Below are 18,067 nucleotides of genomic sequence, written 5' to 3'. Positions count from 1 at the left end.
CCGCTTCAGGGCCTGTTCGTGAAGCTCGCGTTGCCCAGCCCCGTGCCGATGGTGAGCACGCCCCACTGCTTCACGTCGCGCATGAAGGGCAGTTCGCTCAGGCCCTGCACCACCGCGTCGTTGTGCATCAGCACCAGCATCGGGTCGGCGCCCAGGGTCAGCATGCGGCGCCATACCGCCGTCGGCAGGTGGAAGGCGTGGCTTTCCCAGTCGCCCGGCAGGTTCTGCGCGCCGCGCGCGATGGAGCCGTCGGAGCGGATCAGCCCCGGGCAGCCGATGCCGATGAAAGGCGCGAGCCGGATCTTCTTGCGCTCGCTGTAGCGCACCATGTCCATCAGCATGTCCGCGATGTGCTCGACCATGTTGCTGCGGTTGGGCCCTTCGTCGGCATGGCGCCATTTCTCGCGCCGCACCACCTCCGCGCGGGAGAAGTCGGGCGCCTTGCGGTAGCGCGTCTTCACGATGCCGCAGCGCACGTTGGTGCCGCCGATGTCGACCGCCAGGATGGCTTCGTACTTGCGCAGCAGCGCGGGCGGCGCCAGGTGCACCCAGCCGATCAGGCCGCCGTCGTCCACGTTGTGCGAGAGGCGGCCCAGTTGCACGTGCAGGCCCATCTCTTCCAGGATGGCGCCCGTCTGCAGCACCGCGCGCTCGCCGACGTCGCTCTCCGGAAAGCCGCCGCCGATGACGATGCGCTCGACCTTCTGCCATGACGGCTGGCGCAGGAAACGCTGGATGACGGAGGCCAGTTCCTCGGTGAATTCCTCGATCACGCCGTGCATCACGTCGCCGGCCTCCGAGGCTTTCTTCGCGCTCAGCACGCGGTCGAGCGCTTTCTTGCTCAGGTCGCGCGAGTGCAGTTCGCCGAGCGGGTCCTTGCCGTTCTTGCGGCGGCGCTTGCGCCAGCGCTCGAGCAGTTCCCTGAAGGCCGTCTGGCTCGCCTGGTCGCCGACGAAGCCGTCCTTGTCGCGCAACTGGAGGCTGTAGCCTTCGACGTGCACGCCGGGGAGTTCGCGCAGGCCGTGCACATCGGCGGCGGGCAAGGGGTCGGACTTGGGAGTTTCGGGCTTCGGCGGTTTGGACTTCATGGCTTGCATGGTGCGCGCGCGGCAGCCTGCGGCCCATCGGTTGCGCGCACGACGGCGTGTAGGAGATTGGCGGGTACGCCAAGCCGGTCGATGTCTATAAACTGGCCGCGATGCATCTGCCCCGTTGCCTCCGCCGCCTCGCACTGCTCCTGACGCTCGCCTGGTTGGGCATGGCGCCCCTCGCGCAAGCGGCGGACGACACGCTGCGCGTCGGCTCCAAGCGCTTCACCGAGTCGTACATCCTTGCCGAACTGCTGGCGCAGACCGCCGCGCCGCACACCGCGTCGCCGCCCGTCGTGCGGCAGGGCCTGGGCAACACGGCCATCGTGTACGAGGCGCTGCGCTCGGGCGCGATCGACATGTATGCCGAATACACGGGCACCATCGCGCTGGAAATACTCAAGGGCTCGCCGGCGGACACGCGCGAGGCCATGAATGCGGCGCTCGCGCCGATGGGCCTGGGCGTTGCGATTCCGCTGGGTTTCAACGACGGCTATGCGCTCGCGGTGCGCGCGGCCGATGCCGACCGGCTGGGCCTGCGCACGCTGAGCGACCTGGCGAAGCACCCCGAACTCAAGCTCGGCCTGTCCAACGAATTCATCGGCCGCGCCGATGGCTGGAAGGGCCTGGCCGAGCGCTACGGCTTCAAGCAGACACCCTCGGGGCTCGACCACGGGTTGGCATACGACGCGGTGGCCGCCAGGCAGATCGACGCGATCGACATCTACACCACCGACGCGAAGATCGACCACCTGGGCCTGCGCGTGCTGGAGGACGACAAGAAGTACTTTCCGCGCTACGACGCGGTGGTGCTCTACAAGCTCGATTTGCCGACGCGGCTGCCCGAGGCATGGGCCGCGCTCAAGACGCTCGAAGGCCGCGTGGACGAGCACGCGATGATCGCGATGAATGCCCGCGCCGAACTGCAGAGCGTGCCTTTCGACGTGATTGCGCGCGACTTTCTCGCGAGCGCCGGCAAGGAAGCGAAGGCGGGGCAGTTGCAGCCGAAGGAAGAGCGCCGCGGCTTCGTAGCCAAGCTGTTCGGCCCCGACCTGTGGAAGCTGGCGAGGCAGCATCTGTTCCTGGTGGCGCTGTCGGTGGGCGTCGCGATTCTCATCGGCGTGCCGATCGCGATACTGGTGTTCCCGCATGTGCGGCTGCGCGCGGTGGTGCTGGGCTTCGCGAGCCTGTTGCAGACGGTGCCTTCGCTGGCGTTGCTGGCGGTGCTGATTTCGATGCTCGGCGCCATCGGCGCGTTGCCGGCGCTGATCGCGCTCACGCTCTATTCGCTGCTGCCGATCATGCGCAACACGGTGACGGGCCTGGCCGAGGTGCCCAACGGTCTGCGGCTGGCCGGCACGGCGCTGGGCATGACGCCGCCGCAGAGCCTTCAACTGGTGCTGTTGCCGCTGGCGCTGCCCACGCTGCTCGCGGGGGTGCGCACCGCCACGGCGATCGCCATCGGCACGGCCACCATTGCGGCGTTCATTGGTGCCGGCGGGTTCGGCGAGCGCATCGTGACGGGGTTGGCGCTCAATGACCGTGAGCTGCTGTTGGCGGGCGCTTTGCCGGCGGCTGCGTTGGCGCTGTTGAGCGAGGGGCTCTTTGAACTCGTGGAGTATCTGATGAGGCGTCGGCGGCAGGCGCCGGCGTCTTCTTTGCCGGTCTGAGTTTTTTTCGGGGCGTGTGCGCAGGCCACCGGGTACTCCCCTCCGCGAATGTCCCCCGCCCTTCGGGCTCCTCCTTTATTTCGCTGCGGGGAGCACCCGGCGCCCTGTGCACTGGACGCAGCGCTTGTGCGGGCCGGTCCACCAGTGCTCTGAACGCTCACGACGGCGGGGTGCCTTGCGCAGCGAAATAAAGGGGGAGGCCGCAGGCCGGAGGACATTCGCGGAGCAAGGCACCCCGTCGGCGTGAGCGCGCCCTGAACACAGCCCAAAGATCAGGCCAGGGTATACGCCGTCTTCACCGTGGTGAAGAACTCCTGCGCATAACGCCCCTGCTCGCGCGGCCCGTAGCTCGAACCCTTGCGGCCGCCGAAAGGCACGTGGTAGTCCACACCCGCCGTCGGCAGGTTGACCATCACCATGCCGGCCTGGCTGTGGCGCTTGAAGTGCGTCGCGTACTTCAGCGAAGTGGTGGCGATGCCGGCCGACAGGCCGAACTCGGTGTCGTTGGCGGTGGCCAGCGCTTCCTCGTAGTTCTTCACGCGGATCACGCTGGCGACCGGGCCGAAGATCTCTTCCTTGTTGATGCGCATGCTCGCGGCCGATTCACTGAAGAGTGCCGGCGACATGTAGTAGCCATCGGTCTCCAGCTTCAGCAGCTCGCCGCCGGCCGCCAGCGTGGCGCCCTCGCCCTTGCCGATGGCGACGTATTCCATGTCCTGGTCGAGCTGCGACTTCGACGAGACCGGGCCCACGTCGGTGCCCTGCGCGAGCGCGTCGTCCACCCTGATCTTCGCCATGCGTTCCTTCATGGCGGCGATGAACTTCGGATAGATGCCCTCGGTCACGATGAGGCGGCTCGACGCGGTGCAGCGCTGGCCGGTCGAATAGAACGCGCTCTGCACGCTCAGCTCCACGGCCTGTGCGAGGTCGGCGTCGTCCAGGATCACCTGCGGATTCTTGCCACCCATTTCGAGCTGCACCTTCTTGTGGTTGGTGACGCACTGGATCGCGATGTTGCGGCCCACGCCCACCGAGCCGGTGAAGCTGATCGCATGGATGCCCGGATGATTGACCAGCGCATTGCCGATCACGCTGCCGCGGCCCATCACCAGGTTGAACACGCCGGCCGGAATGCCCGAGCGGCTGATGATCTCGCTCAGCGCCCAGGCACTGCCCGGCACCAGGTCGGCGGGCTTGAGCACCACGCAGTTGCCGAAGGCCAGCGCAGGCGCGATCTTCCAGGCCGGAATGGCAATGGGAAAGTTCCACGGCGTGATGAGGCCGACCACGCCGACCGGCTCGCGCGTGATTTCCACGCCGATGTTGGGGCGCACCGACGGCAGCACCTCGCCCGACAGCCGCAGGCATTCGCCGGCGAAGAACTTGAAGATCTGGCCCGCGCGCGTGGCCTCGCCGATGCCTTCGGCCTTGGTCTTGCCTTCTTCGCGTGCGAGCAGCGTGCCCAGCTCTTCCTTGCGCGCGAGGATTTCGTTGCCGATCTTGTCGAGCGCATCCGAGCGGGCCTGGATGCTGCCCGTAGCCCATGCCGGAAAGGCTGCAGTAGCCGCCGCGACGGCAGCGTCTACGTGGGCGGCATCGCCCTGCGTGTACTGGCCGAGCACGTCGGACAGGTTGCTGGGGTTGACGTTGGGGCTGTAGCTCGCGCCGGCACGCCATTCGCCGGCGATGAGGTTGTCGAAGTTTTGCATTGCGTCGTTTCCTTCAGCGCACCATGCAGGGGCGCTTGTTGTCGAAAGTCCAGTTGGGAATCAAGTATTGCATCGCCTGCGCATCGTTGCGAGCGCCAAGGCCGTGTTTCAGGTACAGCTGGTGCGCCTTCTCGACTTCGTCCATGTCCAGCTCCACGCCCAGGCCCCCGCGCGTCAGCACCTTCACGAAGCCGCCTTCTATCTGCAGCGGCGCCTTGGTCAGGCGCTGGCCGTCCTGCCAGATCCAGTGCGTGTCGATGGCCGTGACCTTGCCCGGTGCGGCGGCAGCCACGTGCGTGAACATCGCGAGCGACACGTCGAAATGGTTGTTGGAGTGCGAGCCCCAGGTCAGGCCCCATGCCTGGCACAGCTGTGCCACGCGCACCGAGCCCTGCATGGTCCAGAAGTGCGGATCGGCCAGCGGAATGTCGACCGACTGCAGCGAGAGGCTGTGCACCATCTCGCGCCAGTCGGTGGCCACCATGTTGGTGGCGGTCGGCAGGCCGGTGGCGCGGCGGAACTCGGCCATCACCTCGCGCCCGGAGAACACGCCTTCGGCGCCGCACGGGTCTTCGGCATAAGCCATCACGCCGTGCAGGTCGCGGCACAGGCGGATGGCGTCCTGCAGCAGCCAGCCGCCGTTCGGGTCGAGCGTGACGCGCGCTTGCGGAAAGCGCTCGTGCAGCGCGCGGATGGCCTCGACTTCTTCCTCGCCGCGCAGCACGCCGCCCTTGAGCTTGAAATCGGTGAAGCCGTAGCGCGCATGCGTGGCCTCGGCCAGGCGCACGATAGCCTCTGGCGTCATTGCTTCTTCGTGGCGCAGGCGGAACCAGTCGTTGTCGGCGCCGGGGTCGCTCTCGTAGGGCAGGTCGGTCTTCTTGCGGTCGCCCACGTAGAAGAGGTAGCCGAGCATCTGCACCGCGTCGCGCTGCTGGCCTTCGCCGAGCAATGCCGCCACGGGCACTTCGAGGAACTGGCCGAGCAGGTCGAGCAGTGCGGCCTCCACGGCCGTTACTGCGTGGATGGTCACGCGCAGGTCGAAGGTCTGCAGGCCGCGGCCGCCGCTGTCGCGGCCGGCAAAAGCACTGCGCATGCTGTTGAGCACCGCGTTGTGGTTGCCGATGGACTGGCCGACGATGAGGCCGCGCGCGTCTTCCAGCGTCTGTCGGATCTTCTCGCCGCCGGGCACCTCGCCCACGCCGGTGCGCCCGGCGCTGTCGGTCAGGATCAGCAGGTTGCGCGTGAAGAACGGGCCGTGCGCGCCGCTGAGGTTCATCAGCATGCTGTCGTGGCCCGCGACGGGAACCACGCGCATGGCGGTAACGACGGGGGTGCCCGGCACGGCTTTGGAAACGGGTTCAGGACTTGTCATCTTCGGACTCGGTGCTTCGGTCAGTCGGCGGTGATGTGGCGTGTATCGATGAGCGTCTTCCAGCGCGTCCACTCGCGCAACTGGAAGGCGGTGAATTCCTCGGGCGTGCTGGCGACGATTTCAAGGCCCTGGTCGAGCATGCGCTTCTTCGTCTCGGGGTCCTGCATGGCGGCGATGACTGCGTCGCTCAGCTTCTTCTTCGTAGCGGCCGGCAGCCCCTTCGGCGCGGCCATGCCCTGCCAGGAATAGACCTCCGCGCCCTTCACTCCGGCCTCAGCCAGCGTGGGTACGTCAGGCAGCACCGGCGAGCGCTTGTCGCCGGTGACGGCGATGGCGCGCAGCTTGCCGGCACGGATGTGCGGCAGCACGGCATTCACGTTCTGGAACGAGAAGTCGACCTGGTTGCCCAGCAGATCGTTCACGGCCGGGGCGCCGCCCTTGTAGGGCACGTGCACGCCCTCGGTCTTCGTCTGCTGCCAGAACAGTTCGGCCGAGAGATGGTCTGACGAGCCGTTGCCCGAACTGGCGAACGAGACCTTGCCCGGGGTCTTGCGCAACAGGGTCAGCACGTCGGCCACGGTGTGCTCGGGACGCGCGACATTGGCGACCAGCACGTTGGGCGCCTGCACCGGCACACTGATGTAGTCGAAATCCTTGGTCGCGTCGTAGGGCACGCCCTTTTGCAGGTGCGGCGTGACGACGAAGGCGCCGAGCGAGGACACGAGCAGCGTGTAGCCGTCGGGCGCCGCGCGCTTGACGAAGCCGGTGCCGATGGTGCCCGTGGCGCCGGGGCGGTTGTCGACGACGAAGCTGCCGCCGAGCCTGGTCTGCAGTTGCAGCGCCAGCGCGCGCGCCACCATGTCGGTGGATCCGCCTGCGGGGAACGGCACGATGATGGTCACCGGCTTTTGCAGGGGCCATGCATCGGCTTGTGCCCAGGCATGGAGCGGTGCCAGTGTGGAAGCGGCGAGCGTGAAGCCCGCCGCGAAAAGTCTTCTTCTGTTCATCCGCATGTTGGGCATCACATGTTGTCTCCGGCGTTTTTCTTGTCTTGCGCGAACAGGCTTACTGCGGGCCGAGCGCGTCGATCAGCGCCTTGAGCTGTTCCATCTCGGCCGGCTTCAGGTCGGTGAGCGGTGCGCGCACGGGGCCGGCGTCGTGGCCGACGATCTTTGCGCCGGCCTTCACGATGCTCACCGCGTAGCCCGGCACGCGGTTGCGCAGCTCGAGGTAGGGCATGAAGAAGTTCTTCAGCAGGCGGTGCTGCGTGGGCAGGTCGTCGGCGGCCACGGCCTTGTAGAAGTCCATTGCAGTCTTCGGAATGAAGTTGAAGACGGCCGACGAATACACCGGCGTGCCCATTGCCTTGTAGGCGGCGGCATAGACCTCGGCCGTGGGCAGGCCGCCCAGGTAGGCGAAGCGGTCGCCCATCTTCTGGTAGATGGCGACCATGGCCTCGATGTCGCCGATGCCGTCCTTGAAGCCCACGAGGTTGGGGTTGCGCTCGGCCAGGCCGGCCAGGGTGTCGGGCTTGAGGCGGCTGGTGGCGCGGTTGTAGACGATCACGCCGAACTTCACGCTCTTGCACACGGCTTCGACGTGCGCGGCCAGGCCTTCCTGGCCGGCTTCGGTGAGGTAGTGCGGCAGCAGCAGGACGCCGTGCGCGCCGGCTTTTTCGGCGGCCTGCGCGCACTGAATGGCGAAACGCGTGGGGCCGCCGGCACCGGCAATGATCGGCACCACGCCGCGGCAGGTGTCCACCGCCGTCTTGATGATGCCCGGGTACTCCTCGCCGGTGAGCGAGAAGAACTCGCCCGTGCCGCCGGCCGCGAACAGCGCGCTGGCGCCGTAGGGAGCGAGCCATTCGAGACGCTTCTCGTAGCTGCTCTTGTTGAAGTCTCCGTTCGCGTCGAAGTCGGTCAACGGGAACGAAAGCAGGCCGGAGCCCATGATGGTCTTGAGTTCTTGGGGGTTCATGGGGAAGAGTCCAGTAAAGATTTGAATGAGAAGAAAAAATGGGGGCGAAGCGGCCGGTCAGTCGAGCCTGACGTTCGCTTCCTTGACGACCTGCGCCCAGCGCGCGCGCTCCTTGGCGAAGAACTGGTCCTGCTCCGGCGCGGCCATGGTCACGACCTCGGCGCCCTGCCCGGCGAGGCGGGCGCGGATGTCGGGCGTGCGGATGATGCGCACCAGCTCGCGGTTGAGCCGCGCGATCACCGCGTCGGGCACGCCGCGTCCCGCGACCACGCCCTGCCAGGTACCCGACTCGTAGCCGGGGGCGCCCTGCTCCGCGATGGTCGGCACATTGCCGATCAGCGGCATGCGCGTGGCCTTGGACACCGCGATGAGCTTGAGCTTGCCGGCCTGCACCTGCGGGTAGGTGGCGAGCATGCCGTTCATCAGCACCTGCGTCTGGCCGGCGACGGTGTCTAGCACCGCCTGCACGCCGCCCTTGTAGGGCACGTATTCCCACTTGGCGCCGACCTTGCGCTGCAGCTCGATGCCCGCCAGGTGCGCGGTGCTGCCGCTGGCGGTGACGGCGAAGTTGAGATCGCTTTTCTTCGACAGCTCGACCAGCTCCTTCAAGGTGTTCGCCTGCACCGACGGATGCACCACCAGCAGGTGCGGCGAGTAGGCCAGCATGGCCACCCCGCGCAGGTCCTTCGACGGGTCGAACGGCAGCTTGGGGTACAGCGAGGGGCTGATGGCCAGCGCACCCAGGTCGCACAGCATGAGCGTGTAGCCGTCGCCCGGCGCCTTGGCCAGCAGGTCGGCGCCGAGGTTGCCGTTGGCGCCCGCCCGGTTGTCGACGATGACCGACTGCCCGAGCGCCTCGGACAGCGGCTGGCTGATGGCCCGCGCAATGATGTCGGACGAACCGCCCGGCGGATACGGAACGATGAGCTTGAGCGGCTTGGACGGCCAGTTGCCGCCGCTGCCCTGCGCAAGAACCCGCGCGGGCAGGCTGGCGGCCAGTGTCGTGGCAAGCGCGGCCCCTAGTGCGCCGCGTCGGTTGATGGTCATGCTGTCTCCTTTTGTTCGATGGCTGTCGTGGCCATTCCTGATACTCGAATCAAGTTATCAGTCATCGTACAACTAGAGAAACGAGTTGTCCAGCCAGGCAAACAAGAAAAACTCAGCTCGAAGTGGCGTTGTCGACCGAAGCAGCACCGCCAGCGGTTGCGGCATCGGCCTTTGCCTTCTGCTGCTGCGCGGCCTCTTGCGCCATGCGCAGGCGCTCGCGGCTGTTGGTCAGGTGGATGCGCATGGCCGCGCGGGCCGATTCGGGGTCTCGGCGCGCGATGGCCGCGTAGATTTCTTCGTGCTCGCGGTTCACGCGGCTCAGGTAAGGCGCCCCGCCCTCGTGCGTGCGGATCGCGCTGATGCGGGTGCGCGGAATGAGCGTGGTGCCCAGGTGCCTCATGATGTCCGCAAAGTAGGGGTTGCCGGTCGATTCGGCGATCTGCAGGTGGAAGCGGAAGTCCGGCCCCACGGTGTCGCCCGCCACGACCACGTTGTGCTCGAAGTCGTCGAGCGCCTGGCGCATGGCGACCAGCTGCTCTTCTGTACGGCGGCTGGCGGCGAGGCCGGCCGACTCGGTCTCCAGGCTGATGCGCAGCTCGAGCACGGCCAGCACGTCGACCGAAGCGGCGATCTCGCCGGGGTCGAGGCGGAACACGCCGCCCGTGCGCGGCTGCAACACGAAGGTGCCCACGCCGTGCAGCGTCTCGACCAGGCCGCCGGCCTGCAGCTTCGACAGCGCCTCGCGCACCACGGTGCGGCTCACGCCGTAGGCCTGCATGATGGCCGACTCGGTCGGCAGCTTGTCGCCGGGCCGCAGCGACTGGTTGCGGATCTTCTCGCCCAGGTCTTCCACCAGCCCATGCGCGAGGCCGCGTGCGCGCTGGCGCGGACGCCCCACGAAAGCCGTTTCCGCCGGCGCTTCTGATATCGAGGGATTACCCGCAGTCGACTGAACCATGGTCACGATGATAATCCCCAAACTAGTTGTACGACAACAGATAACCTATCACTCAACCACCTCTAGACGTCGCCGGCCACTCCGCCAGCGGCTTTACGGTTTCAACGGCACCGACATGCAGCGCCCTTTCGACCTCGCCCTGCCGGCATCGTACCGGCCGCTGCTGCAGGCAAGACACCGCGACGGCGGGCCGCCGGAAACCACTACCACTGCGTGCATGGACGGGCAAAGATGAAAGACAACAAGATGAACCGCCTTCTCCTGACCGGCGCCGCCGGCGGCCTCGGAAAGGTGCTGCACGAGCGGCTCAAGCCATTCGCCGAGGTGCTGCGGCTTTCGGACATCGCCTCGCTGGCACCGGCCGCCGATGCGCACGAGGAAGTCGTGCCCTGCGACCTGTCGGACAAGGCGGCGGTCGATGCGCTGGTGGACGGCTGCGACGCCATCGTCCACCTGGGCGGCGTGTCTGTCGAGCGGCCGTTCGAGGAAATTCTCGAAGCCAACATCAAGGGCGTGTTCCACATCTATGAAGCCGCGCGCCGCCACGGCGTGAAGCGCGTGGTGTTCGCCAGCTCGAACCACGTGATCGGCTTCTACAAGCAGAGCGAGCACATCGACGCGCATGCCGTGCGCCGGCCCGACGGCTACTACGGCCTGTCGAAGTCTTTCGGCGAGGACGTGGCGCAGTTCTACTTCGACCGCTGGGGCATCGAGACCGTCAGCATCCGCATCGGCTCCTCGTTCCCCGAGCCGGCCAACCGCCGGATGATGAGCACCTGGCTCAGCTACCACGACCTGACGGCGCTGATCGAGAAATCGCTGTTCACGCCCGACGTGAAGCACACGGTGGTCTACGGCATGTCGAACAACCGCGACGTGTGGTGGGACAACAGCGCCGCCGCGCACCTGGGCTTCCTGCCGCGCGACAGCTCGGAAGTGTTCCGCGACAAGGTCGAGGCACAGCCGCCCGTCGCGCCGACCGACCCGAACGCCATCTACCAGGGCGGCGCCTTCACCGCACAAGGCCCGTTCGGCGATGAGCGCTGAACTCGTTCTCGACGCGCGCAACGGCACCGGCGAAAGCCCGGTGTGGCATGCGCGCGAACAGGCGCTCTACTGGGTCGATATTCCGGCACGCACGCTGAACCGCTGGCATGCAGGCGAAGGCCATGCGAAGTGGACCGCCGGCGAAATGATCGCCTGCATCGCACCGCGCGCCGACGTGCCCGGCGAATGGATCGCCGGCCTGGAAAGCGGCCTGTTCTCGCTGAAGCCGCAGGCCGACGGCACGCTGGCCGCCACCTCCCTGGCGCCCGTCGCACACGCCGCCCCGGCCATGCGATTCAACGACGGCCGCTGCGACCGCCAGGGCCGCTTCTGGGCCGGCACGATGCTGCTCGACATGGCGGCGGGCGCACGCGTCGGCCGCCTCTACAGCTACGGCAAGGGCGACGGCGCTGCCACCCTGCGCCTCGACGACCTCATCGTGCCCAACGGCCTGGCCTTCAGCCCCGACGGCCGCACGATGTATCTCTCGGATTCGCACCCCACGGTGCAGGCCGTCTGGGCCTTCGACTACGACACGCAAACCGGCACCCCCAGCAACCGCCGCCTCTTCATCGACATGAAGCCCCTGTCCGGCCGCCCCGACGGCGCGGCCATGGACACCGACGGCTGCTACTGGATCTGCGGCAACGACGCCGGCCTGGTGCACCGCTTCACGCCCGACGGCCGGCTCGACCGCTCTCTCGAAGTGCCGGTGAAGAAGCCCGCGATGTGCGCCTTCGGCGGCACCGGGCTCGACACCCTCTTCGTCACCTCCATCCGACCCGGCGGCATCGACCTGTCGGACCAACCACTGGCCGGCGGCGTGTTCGCGCTGCGGCCCGGCGCACAGGGCCTCGCGGAGCCCGCTTTCGGCATCTGACCCGTTTATCGATACATCCATCCGCTGCGTTTTCTTTTCATCCACCGAGGAGCATCAAAAATGAAATCACTACAAATGAAGAAGCTGTCGGGCCTGATCGCGATTGGTTTGATCGCATTCACGGCAAGCAACGCCACCATGGCGCGAACCTTCCGTTCCGCCGAGGTGCACGCCAAGGACTTCCCCACCAACCAGGCGGTGAAGTTCATGGGCGATGAACTGTCGAAGGCCACGGGTGGCAAGGACAACATCAAGATCTTCGCGGACAGCTCGCTGGGCTCCGAGAAGGACACGGTCGAACAGGTGAAGATCGGCGCGCTCGACATGGTGCGCGTGAGCAGCGCGTCGTTCCACGGCATCGTGCCGGAGTCGGTCATTCCGTCGCTGCCCTTCCTGTTCCGCGACATCGAGCACTTCCGCAAGGCGATGTACGGGCCGGCCGGCGACAAGGTGCTGGCCGCCTTCGAGAAGGCCGGCTTCATCGGCCTGTGCATGTATGAAAGCGGCGCGCGCTCGGTGTATGCCAAGAAGCCGATCAAGTCGGTGGCCGACATGAAGGGCCTGAAGATCCGCGTGCAACCCTCCGACCTGATGGTGAGCCTGGTGAGCGCCACCGGCGCCTCGCCCACGCCGATGCCCATCGCCGAGGTCTACACCGGCCTGAAGACCGGCCTGGTGGACGCCGCCGAGAACAACTATCCCTCGTACGAAGAGGCCAAGCACTTCGAGGCCGCGCCGGTGTACTCCGAGACCATGCACGTCATGACGCCCGAAGTGCTGGTGTTCTCCAAGAAGATCTGGGACACGCTCACCAAGGAAGAGCAGGTCGCGATCCGCAAGGCCGCCAAAGACTCGGTGCCCTACTACGTGAAGCTGTGGGAGCCGCGCGAGAAGGACGCCAAGGCGGCCGTCATCAAGGGCGGCGCCAAGATCGTCGCGGCCTCCGAGATCGACCGCAAGGGCTTCGTCGACGTCGAGAAGCCGGTGTGGGACAAGTTCGCGACCACGCCGGAGCAGAAGGCGCTGGTGCAGGAAATCGTCAACACCAAGTGACGCGCGCCGCACATGAGCCTGCTTACCTCATTGAACGCGCGGCTCTCCCGCTGGGCGATGTACATCGCCTGCGTGTGCCTCGTCGGCCTGCTCGCGGTGGTCGTCTATGGCGTGGTGCTGCGCTACGTCTTCAATGACGCCCCGCCGTATGTCGAGCAGGTCGCGCTGCTGCTGGTGATCTCGGTCGCCATGTTCGGCGCCTCCGCCGGCGTGCGGGACGCCGGGCACATCGGCCTCGATTCGCTGGTGAAGGCCCTGCCACCCAAGGGCCAGTTCTGGTGCAAGGCGCTCACATACGTGCTGACCATCGGCTTCGCCGTGGCGCTGTTCGCGGGCGGCGCCGAGATGGCAGTGTCCACGCGCGAATCGACGATTCCCACGCTAGGCCTGTCCGAAGCCGTGCGCTATGTGCCGATCCTCTTCGCCGGGGTGCTGATCACCCTCTTCTCCATCGAGCACCTGGCTGCTCAGTTCACCGGCCAGAAGGTCGTTCCATCATGGCATTGACAGTGCTGTCCCTCAGCTTCGTGCTGTTCCTGCTGCTGGGGATGCCCGTGGCCTTCGCCATCGGGCTGAGCTGCCTGGCCACGTTCGCCTACGAAGGCCTGCCCTTCGAGACTGCCATCCAGATGATGGTGTCGGGCATGAACGTGTTCTCGTTCCTGGCCATTCCGTTCTTCATCTTCTCGGGCGAACTGATGCTGCACGGCGGCATCGCGGACAAGATCGTCGCCTTCGCGCGCAGCCTGGTGGGCCACTGGAAGGGCGGCCTCGGGCTGGCCAACGTGGTGGCGTCCACGCTCTTCGGAGGCGTCTCGGGTTCGCCGGTGGCCGACACCTCGGCCATGGGCGGCGTGATGATCCCGATCATGAAGCGCGAGGGCTACAGCGCGGCCTACGCGGTGAACGTGACGACGCACGCATCGCTCTCGGGCGCGCTGATGCCGACCTCGCACAACATGATCATCTACGCCTTCGCCGCGCAGGCCGCGGTGGGCACGATCGACGGGCACATCATCAAGGGCGTGTCCATCGGCGACCTGATGTTCGCGGGGCTGATCCCGGTGTTCTGGATCATGGTTTGCATGCTGGTGGCCGCCTACTGGCAGGCCGCCAAGCACGGCTACCCCAGGCGCACCGACGGCAGCACCATGGTCGAGCGCTTCCCCGGCTGGGGCATGGTGGGCAAGACCTTCCTGTCGGCCATTCCCGGCCTGATGGTGATCGTGATCATCCTGGTCTGCGTGATGCAGGGGGTGGCAACAGCCACCGAGGCGGCGGCCATCGCGGTGACTTACTCGTTATTGCTCACGGTGGTGGCCTACCGCACGATGACGCGCGAGAAACTCTTCAAGTCGCTGGCCAAGGCCTCGAAGACCACCGGCGTGATCCTGCTGCTGATCGGCGTGTCGAACATGCTGCGCTACCAGATGGCCTACCTGGAGATTCCGGACGCCATCGAAACAGTGCTGCTGGCCGCCACCTCCAGCCCATGGCTGATGCTGCTGTACATCAACATCATCCAGATCTTCCTGGGCATCTTCCTGGACATGGCGGCGCACATCCTGATCACCACGCCGCTGTTCCTGCCGTTGGCCATCCAGATGGGCGTGGGCCCGGTGCAGTTCGGGATGATGCTGCTGCTGAACTGCGCGCTGGGCCTGGTGCATCCGCCCGTGGGCACGGTGCAGTTCATCGGCTGCGCCATCGGCAAGATATCCATCGGGGAGGCGACGAAAACCGCGTGGCCCTACTATCTGGCGATCTTCATCGCCATCACCCTGGTGACCTACGTGCCGGCCTTCTCCACCTGGCTGCCCACGATGCTGACCGGCCACAAGGTGCTGTAAGCAAAAAGAGGTTCGCACGATGAGCAACGCCACCGGAGCCTCGCCGCTCTACATCCGCATCCACGCCAACGACAACGTCGCCATCGTCGCCAACGACGGCGGCCTGAAGGCCGGCGCCGAGTTTGCCGACGGCCTGCGGCTGGTGGACAACGTGCCCCAGGGCCACAAGGTCGCGCTGGTCGACCTGGCCGAAGGCGAGGCCATCCGCCGCTACGACGTGGTGATCGGCTATGCGCAGAAAGCGCTGCCGCGCGGCAGCTGGGTGCACGAACGCGTGATGCGCATGCCGGTGGCGCCGGAGCTCGACGGCCTGCCCATCGCGACCGTCAAGCCCCCTGCCCTGCCGCCGCTGGAGGGCTACACCTTCGAGGGCTACCGCAACGCCGACGGCTCGGTGGGCTCGCGCAACATCCTCGCCATCACGGAGACGGTGCAATGCGTGGCCGGCGTTATCGATTTCGCGGTGCAGCGCATCAAGGCCGAGCTGCTGCCCAAGTACCCGAACGTGGACGACGTGGTGGCGCTGGCACACAGCTACGGCTGCGGCGTGGCCATCGACGCGCCCGACGCCATCGTTCCGATCCGCACGCTGCGCAACATCAGCCTCAACCCGAACTTCGGCGGCGAGGTGATGGTGGTGAGCCTGGGCTGCGAGAAGCTGCAGCCAGAGCGGCTGCTGCCGCCGGGCAGCATCCCCATCGTCGACAAGCGCGGCGAAACCGAAGGCGATGCGGAACTCGACGTGGTCTGCCTGCAGGACGACGAGCACATCGGTTTCATGTCGATGATCGACTCGGTCATGCGGCAGGCCGAGGTGCATCTGGCGCGCCTGAACGCACGCCGCCGCGAGACCGTGCCCGCCAGCGAGCTGGTGGTGGGCGTGCAGTGCGGCGGCAGCGACGCGTTCTCCGGCGTCACCGCCAACCCCGCCGTGGGCTTCTGCACCGACCTGCTGGTGCGCGCGGGCGCCACCGTGATGTTCTCGGAAGTGACCGAGGTGCGCGACGGCATCGACCAGCTCACCTCGCGCGCTTCCACGCCGGAGGTGGCCAAAGCCATGATCCGCGAGATGGCCTGGTACGACGCCTACCTGCAGAAGGGCCGCGTCGACCGCAGCGCCAACACCACGCCGGGCAACAAGAAAGGTGGCCTGTCGAACATCGTCGAGAAGGCGATGGGCTCCATCGTCAAGTCGGGCTCGGCGCCGATCACGGGCGTGCTCGCGCCGGGCGAGAAAGCCACGCAGAAGGGCCTGATCTACGCGGCCACGCCGGCCAGCGACTTCATCTGCGGCACGCTGCAACTGGCGGCCGGCATCAACCTGCATGTGTTCACCACCGGCCGCGGCACGCCCTACGGGCTGGCCGAAGTGCCGGTCATCAAGGTCGCCACGCGCAGCGACCTGGCGCGCCGCTGGCACGACCTGATGGATGTGAACGCAGGCCGCATCGCCGACGGCGAGGCCACGATCGAAGACATCGGCTGGGAAATGTTCCACCTGATGCTCGACGTGGCAAGCGGCCGCAAGAAGACCTGGGCCGAGCACTGGAAGCTGCACAACGCGCTGGTGCTTTTCAACCCGGCGCCGGTCACCTGAACAACCCGTTAAGGAGCAAACACATGGAAGACCTCAAGGACAAGACCGCCCTCGTCACCGGTGCCAGCACCGGCATCGGCGCGGCGGTGGCCATTGCGTTCGCGGCGCGCGGCATGCGCGTGGCGGTGCACTACAACAGCTCGGCGGCCGCGGCCAACCAGGTGGTCGAGACCATCCGCGCGGCGGGCGGCGCGGCAGTGGCGGTGAAGGCCGACGTGCGCGACACCGGCGCGATCCGCGACAGCGTGAAGCAGACGGTGGCCGAGTTCGGCGGCATCGACGTGCTGGTCAACAACGCCGGCAGCCTGGTCAAGCGCGTGCCCATCGCCGAGTTCGACGACGCGCTGTTCGACGAGGTGATGCACATCAACGCGCGCTCGGTGCTCGCGTATTGCCGCGAGGTGGTGCCGCTGATGCGCGCGCAGGGCGGCGGCAACATCATCAACGTGACCTCGGTCGCGGCGCGCACCGGCGGCGGGCCGGCCGCGTACCTCTATGCAGGCTCCAAGGGCTTCGTGAGCACCGCCACGCACGGCCTCGCGAAGGAACTGGTGGGCGACCGCATCCGCGTGAACGCGGTGGCGCCGGGCGTCATTCAGACGCCCTTCCAGGACCGCTTCTCGACGCCCGCGATGCTCGATAACTTCCGCGCCAGCATTCCGATGGGCCGCCTCGGCGAGCCCGAAGAGTGCGTCGGCGCTTTCCTGTATCTCGCTTCGGATCAGCTCTCGGGCTATGTCACGGGGCAGGTGATCGAAGTGAACGGGGGGCAGTACATGCCCTGACCGCGCACGTTTTTTCCAGCAACCGCAAAACCAATAACGGAGACAAGACAGATGACGACGAAATTCCTGCGCAAGCTCGCGGCCCTCTCGGGTGCGCTCGGCCTTGCATTCGGCCTCGCGGCGCCCGCCGCGCAAGCCGCCGGCAACGACTACCCGAACCACACGGTCGAGCTGATCGTGCCCTACCAGCCCGGCGGCGGCACCGACGCGCTGGCCCGCGCCTTCGCCGACGCGAGCCGCAAGCACATGTCCGAGAGCATCGTGATCGTGAACCGCCCCGGCGCGGGCGGCGCCATCGGCTGGAACGAGGTGATCCATTCGCGGCCCGACGGCTACAAGCTGGCGGTGCTCACGGTCGAATTGCTGACGCTGCCGCACCTGGGCCTGGCCAAGTTCAACTACGACGACTTCCAGCCGATCGCGCAGCTCAATGCCGACCCGGCCGCCATCACTGTGAAGGCCGACTCGCCCTACAACACCATCGAAGAATTCCTGGCCGCCGCCAAGAAGAAGCCGGGCGAAATGGGCGTGGGCAACTCGGGCACCGGCTCGATCTGGCACCTGGCGGCATCGGCGCTGGAGGACAAGACTGGCGCCAAGTTCAACCACATCCCGTTCCAGGGCGCGGGCCCGGCCGTGCTGGCGCTGCTCGGCGGCCACGTCGATGCGGTGGCGGTGAGCCCGGCCGAGGTATCGACCTACGTTCAGGCCGGCAAGCTCAAGATGCTGATGGTGATGGCCGACAAGCGCCTGGCTGCCTTCGACAAGGTGCCGACCGCCAAGGAGCGCGGCATCGACATCTCCATCGGCACCTGGCGCGGCCTCGGCGCGCCGAAGAACACGCCGCCCGAAGTGATGGCCAAGCTGCGCGACATCGCCGCCAAGACCGCCAAGGAGCCGCTGCTGCGCGAGGTGATGGACAAGCAGAACCTGGGCTACGCCTACACCGACGGCGCCGCCTTCAAGGAAACGCTGGCCAAGGACAACGAGTACTTCAAGCAACTCATCACCAAGCTCAACATCAAGCCCTGAGC

At 66.9% G+C, this 18,067-nt stretch carries 16 protein-coding genes; 9 read left to right on the top strand and 7 right to left on the bottom strand.

Going from position 1 to position 18,067, the window contains the following annotated elements:
• Positions 1–5: 5 nt before the first annotated feature.
• On the bottom strand, positions 6–1,088 hold the full coding sequence (locus ACWV14_RS10030; protein WP_422085755.1) for an ROK family protein: 1,083 nt from the start codon (positions 1,086–1,088) through the stop codon (positions 6–8).
• Between the two features lie 110 nt (positions 1,089–1,198).
• Between ACWV14_RS10030 and ACWV14_RS10025 the strand changes: the two genes are divergently transcribed.
• Positions 1,199–2,758 carry a glycine betaine ABC transporter substrate-binding protein gene (locus ACWV14_RS10025; protein WP_454907021.1) on the top strand — a complete coding sequence of 520 codons (1,560 nt, stop codon included), beginning with the start codon at positions 1,199–1,201 and terminating at the stop codon, positions 2,756–2,758.
• Between the two features lie 272 nt (positions 2,759–3,030).
• Here ACWV14_RS10025 and ACWV14_RS10020 read toward each other — a convergent pair whose 3' ends face one another.
• The 6 genes from ACWV14_RS10020 to ACWV14_RS09995 form a co-directional block, all read right to left on the bottom strand.
• Positions 3,031–4,467 carry an aldehyde dehydrogenase family protein gene (locus ACWV14_RS10020; protein WP_454907023.1) on the bottom strand — a complete coding sequence of 479 codons (1,437 nt, stop codon included), beginning with the start codon at positions 4,465–4,467 and terminating at the stop codon, positions 3,031–3,033.
• A 13-nt stretch (positions 4,468–4,480) separates the two neighbouring features.
• Positions 4,481–5,839 (bottom strand): glucarate dehydratase, encoded by a 1,359-nt coding sequence (gene gudD, locus ACWV14_RS10015; RefSeq protein ID WP_454907025.1) that lies wholly within the window; start codon positions 5,837–5,839, stop codon positions 4,481–4,483.
• Positions 5,840–5,859: 20 nt separating this feature from the next.
• Positions 5,860–6,846 carry a Bug family tripartite tricarboxylate transporter substrate binding protein gene (locus ACWV14_RS10010; RefSeq protein ID WP_455342653.1) on the bottom strand — a complete coding sequence of 329 codons (987 nt, stop codon included), beginning with the start codon at positions 6,844–6,846 and terminating at the stop codon, positions 5,860–5,862.
• 58 nt (positions 6,847–6,904) lie between these two features.
• Positions 6,905–7,816 carry a 5-dehydro-4-deoxyglucarate dehydratase gene (kdgD, locus tag ACWV14_RS10005; protein ID WP_454907029.1) on the bottom strand — a complete coding sequence of 304 codons (912 nt, stop codon included), beginning with the start codon at positions 7,814–7,816 and terminating at the stop codon, positions 6,905–6,907.
• 57 nt (positions 7,817–7,873) lie between these two features.
• Complete coding sequence (locus ACWV14_RS10000; protein ID WP_422085750.1) at positions 7,874–8,863, bottom strand: Bug family tripartite tricarboxylate transporter substrate binding protein; 990 nt, start codon at positions 8,861–8,863, stop codon at positions 7,874–7,876.
• A 112-nt stretch (positions 8,864–8,975) separates the two neighbouring features.
• Positions 8,976–9,821, bottom strand: coding sequence for a FadR/GntR family transcriptional regulator (locus ACWV14_RS09995; RefSeq protein WP_422085749.1), 846 nt, complete (start codon positions 9,819–9,821; stop codon positions 8,976–8,978).
• 246 nt (positions 9,822–10,067) lie between these two features.
• On the opposite strand from ACWV14_RS09995, the gene ACWV14_RS09990 reads away from it, so the two are divergent.
• Genes ACWV14_RS09990 through ACWV14_RS09955 form a run of 8 tightly spaced genes read left to right on the top strand, consistent with a single transcriptional unit; the run spans position 10,068 to position 18,065 of the window.
• Positions 10,068–10,868 carry an NAD-dependent epimerase/dehydratase family protein gene (locus tag ACWV14_RS09990; RefSeq protein ID WP_454907032.1) on the top strand — a complete coding sequence of 267 codons (801 nt, stop codon included), beginning with the start codon at positions 10,068–10,070 and terminating at the stop codon, positions 10,866–10,868.
• Positions 10,858–11,748 carry an SMP-30/gluconolactonase/LRE family protein gene (locus ACWV14_RS09985; RefSeq protein WP_454907034.1) on the top strand — a complete coding sequence of 297 codons (891 nt, stop codon included), beginning with the start codon at positions 10,858–10,860 and terminating at the stop codon, positions 11,746–11,748. Before ACWV14_RS09990 ends, ACWV14_RS09985 begins: the two co-directional genes overlap by 11 nt.
• A gap of 60 nt (positions 11,749–11,808) precedes the next feature.
• Complete coding sequence (locus ACWV14_RS09980; protein ID WP_285414454.1) at positions 11,809–12,801, top strand: TRAP transporter substrate-binding protein; 993 nt, start codon at positions 11,809–11,811, stop codon at positions 12,799–12,801.
• A gap of 12 nt (positions 12,802–12,813) precedes the next feature.
• On the top strand, positions 12,814–13,308 hold the full coding sequence (locus ACWV14_RS09975; RefSeq protein ID WP_285414453.1) for a TRAP transporter small permease: 495 nt from the start codon (positions 12,814–12,816) through the stop codon (positions 13,306–13,308).
• Positions 13,299–14,651, top strand: a complete 1,353-nt coding sequence (locus ACWV14_RS09970; RefSeq protein WP_285414452.1) for a TRAP transporter large permease — start codon at positions 13,299–13,301, stop codon at positions 14,649–14,651. The genes ACWV14_RS09975 and ACWV14_RS09970 overlap by 10 nt, the downstream gene beginning before the upstream one ends.
• Positions 14,652–14,670: 19 nt before the next feature.
• Complete coding sequence (gene garD / locus ACWV14_RS09965) at positions 14,671–16,248, top strand: galactarate dehydratase (RefSeq protein WP_454907037.1); 1,578 nt, start codon at positions 14,671–14,673, stop codon at positions 16,246–16,248.
• A gap of 23 nt (positions 16,249–16,271) precedes the next feature.
• Complete coding sequence (locus ACWV14_RS09960) at positions 16,272–17,033, top strand: SDR family NAD(P)-dependent oxidoreductase (protein WP_454907039.1); 762 nt, start codon at positions 16,272–16,274, stop codon at positions 17,031–17,033.
• 51 nt (positions 17,034–17,084) lie between these two features.
• Positions 17,085–18,065 (top strand): tripartite tricarboxylate transporter substrate binding protein, encoded by a 981-nt coding sequence (locus ACWV14_RS09955; protein WP_454907041.1) that lies wholly within the window; start codon positions 17,085–17,087, stop codon positions 18,063–18,065.
• The last annotated feature ends 2 nt before the right edge of the window (positions 18,066–18,067 follow it).

The sequence above is a fragment of the Variovorax durovernensis genome (assembly GCF_977011995.1).
This window is presented reverse-complemented; position numbering and strand designations above follow the sequence as displayed.

Bases quoted from the DNA above. Each gene is read 5' to 3' on its own strand.
- ACWV14_RS10030 (WP_422085755.1), bottom strand. From the start codon at position 1,088: ATGAAGTCCAAACCGCCGAAGCCCGAAACTCCCAAGTCCGACCCCTTG.
- ACWV14_RS10025 (WP_454907021.1), top strand. From the start codon at position 1,199: ATGCATCTGCCCCGTTGCCTCCGCCGCCTCGCACTGCTCCTGACGCTC.
- ACWV14_RS10020 (WP_454907023.1), bottom strand. From the start codon at position 4,467: ATGCAAAACTTCGACAACCTCATCGCCGGCGAATGGCGTGCCGGCGCG.
- gudD (WP_454907025.1), bottom strand. From the start codon at position 5,839: ATGACAAGTCCTGAACCCGTTTCCAAAGCCGTGCCGGGCACCCCCGTC.
- ACWV14_RS10010 (WP_455342653.1), bottom strand. From the start codon at position 6,846: ATGAACAGAAGAAGACTTTTCGCGGCGGGCTTCACGCTCGCCGCTTCC.
- kdgD (WP_454907029.1), bottom strand. From the start codon at position 7,816: ATGAACCCCCAAGAACTCAAGACCATCATGGGCTCCGGCCTGCTTTCG.
- ACWV14_RS10000 (WP_422085750.1), bottom strand. From the start codon at position 8,863: ATGACCATCAACCGACGCGGCGCACTAGGGGCCGCGCTTGCCACGACA.
- ACWV14_RS09995 (WP_422085749.1), bottom strand. From the start codon at position 9,821: ATGGTTCAGTCGACTGCGGGTAATCCCTCGATATCAGAAGCGCCGGCG.
- ACWV14_RS09990 (WP_454907032.1), top strand. From the start codon at position 10,068: ATGAACCGCCTTCTCCTGACCGGCGCCGCCGGCGGCCTCGGAAAGGTG.
- ACWV14_RS09985 (WP_454907034.1), top strand. From the start codon at position 10,858: ATGAGCGCTGAACTCGTTCTCGACGCGCGCAACGGCACCGGCGAAAGC.
- ACWV14_RS09980 (WP_285414454.1), top strand. From the start codon at position 11,809: ATGAAATCACTACAAATGAAGAAGCTGTCGGGCCTGATCGCGATTGGT.
- ACWV14_RS09975 (WP_285414453.1), top strand. From the start codon at position 12,814: ATGAGCCTGCTTACCTCATTGAACGCGCGGCTCTCCCGCTGGGCGATG.
- ACWV14_RS09970 (WP_285414452.1), top strand. From the start codon at position 13,299: ATGGCATTGACAGTGCTGTCCCTCAGCTTCGTGCTGTTCCTGCTGCTG.
- garD (WP_454907037.1), top strand. From the start codon at position 14,671: ATGAGCAACGCCACCGGAGCCTCGCCGCTCTACATCCGCATCCACGCC.
- ACWV14_RS09960 (WP_454907039.1), top strand. From the start codon at position 16,272: ATGGAAGACCTCAAGGACAAGACCGCCCTCGTCACCGGTGCCAGCACC.
- ACWV14_RS09955 (WP_454907041.1), top strand. From the start codon at position 17,085: ATGACGACGAAATTCCTGCGCAAGCTCGCGGCCCTCTCGGGTGCGCTC.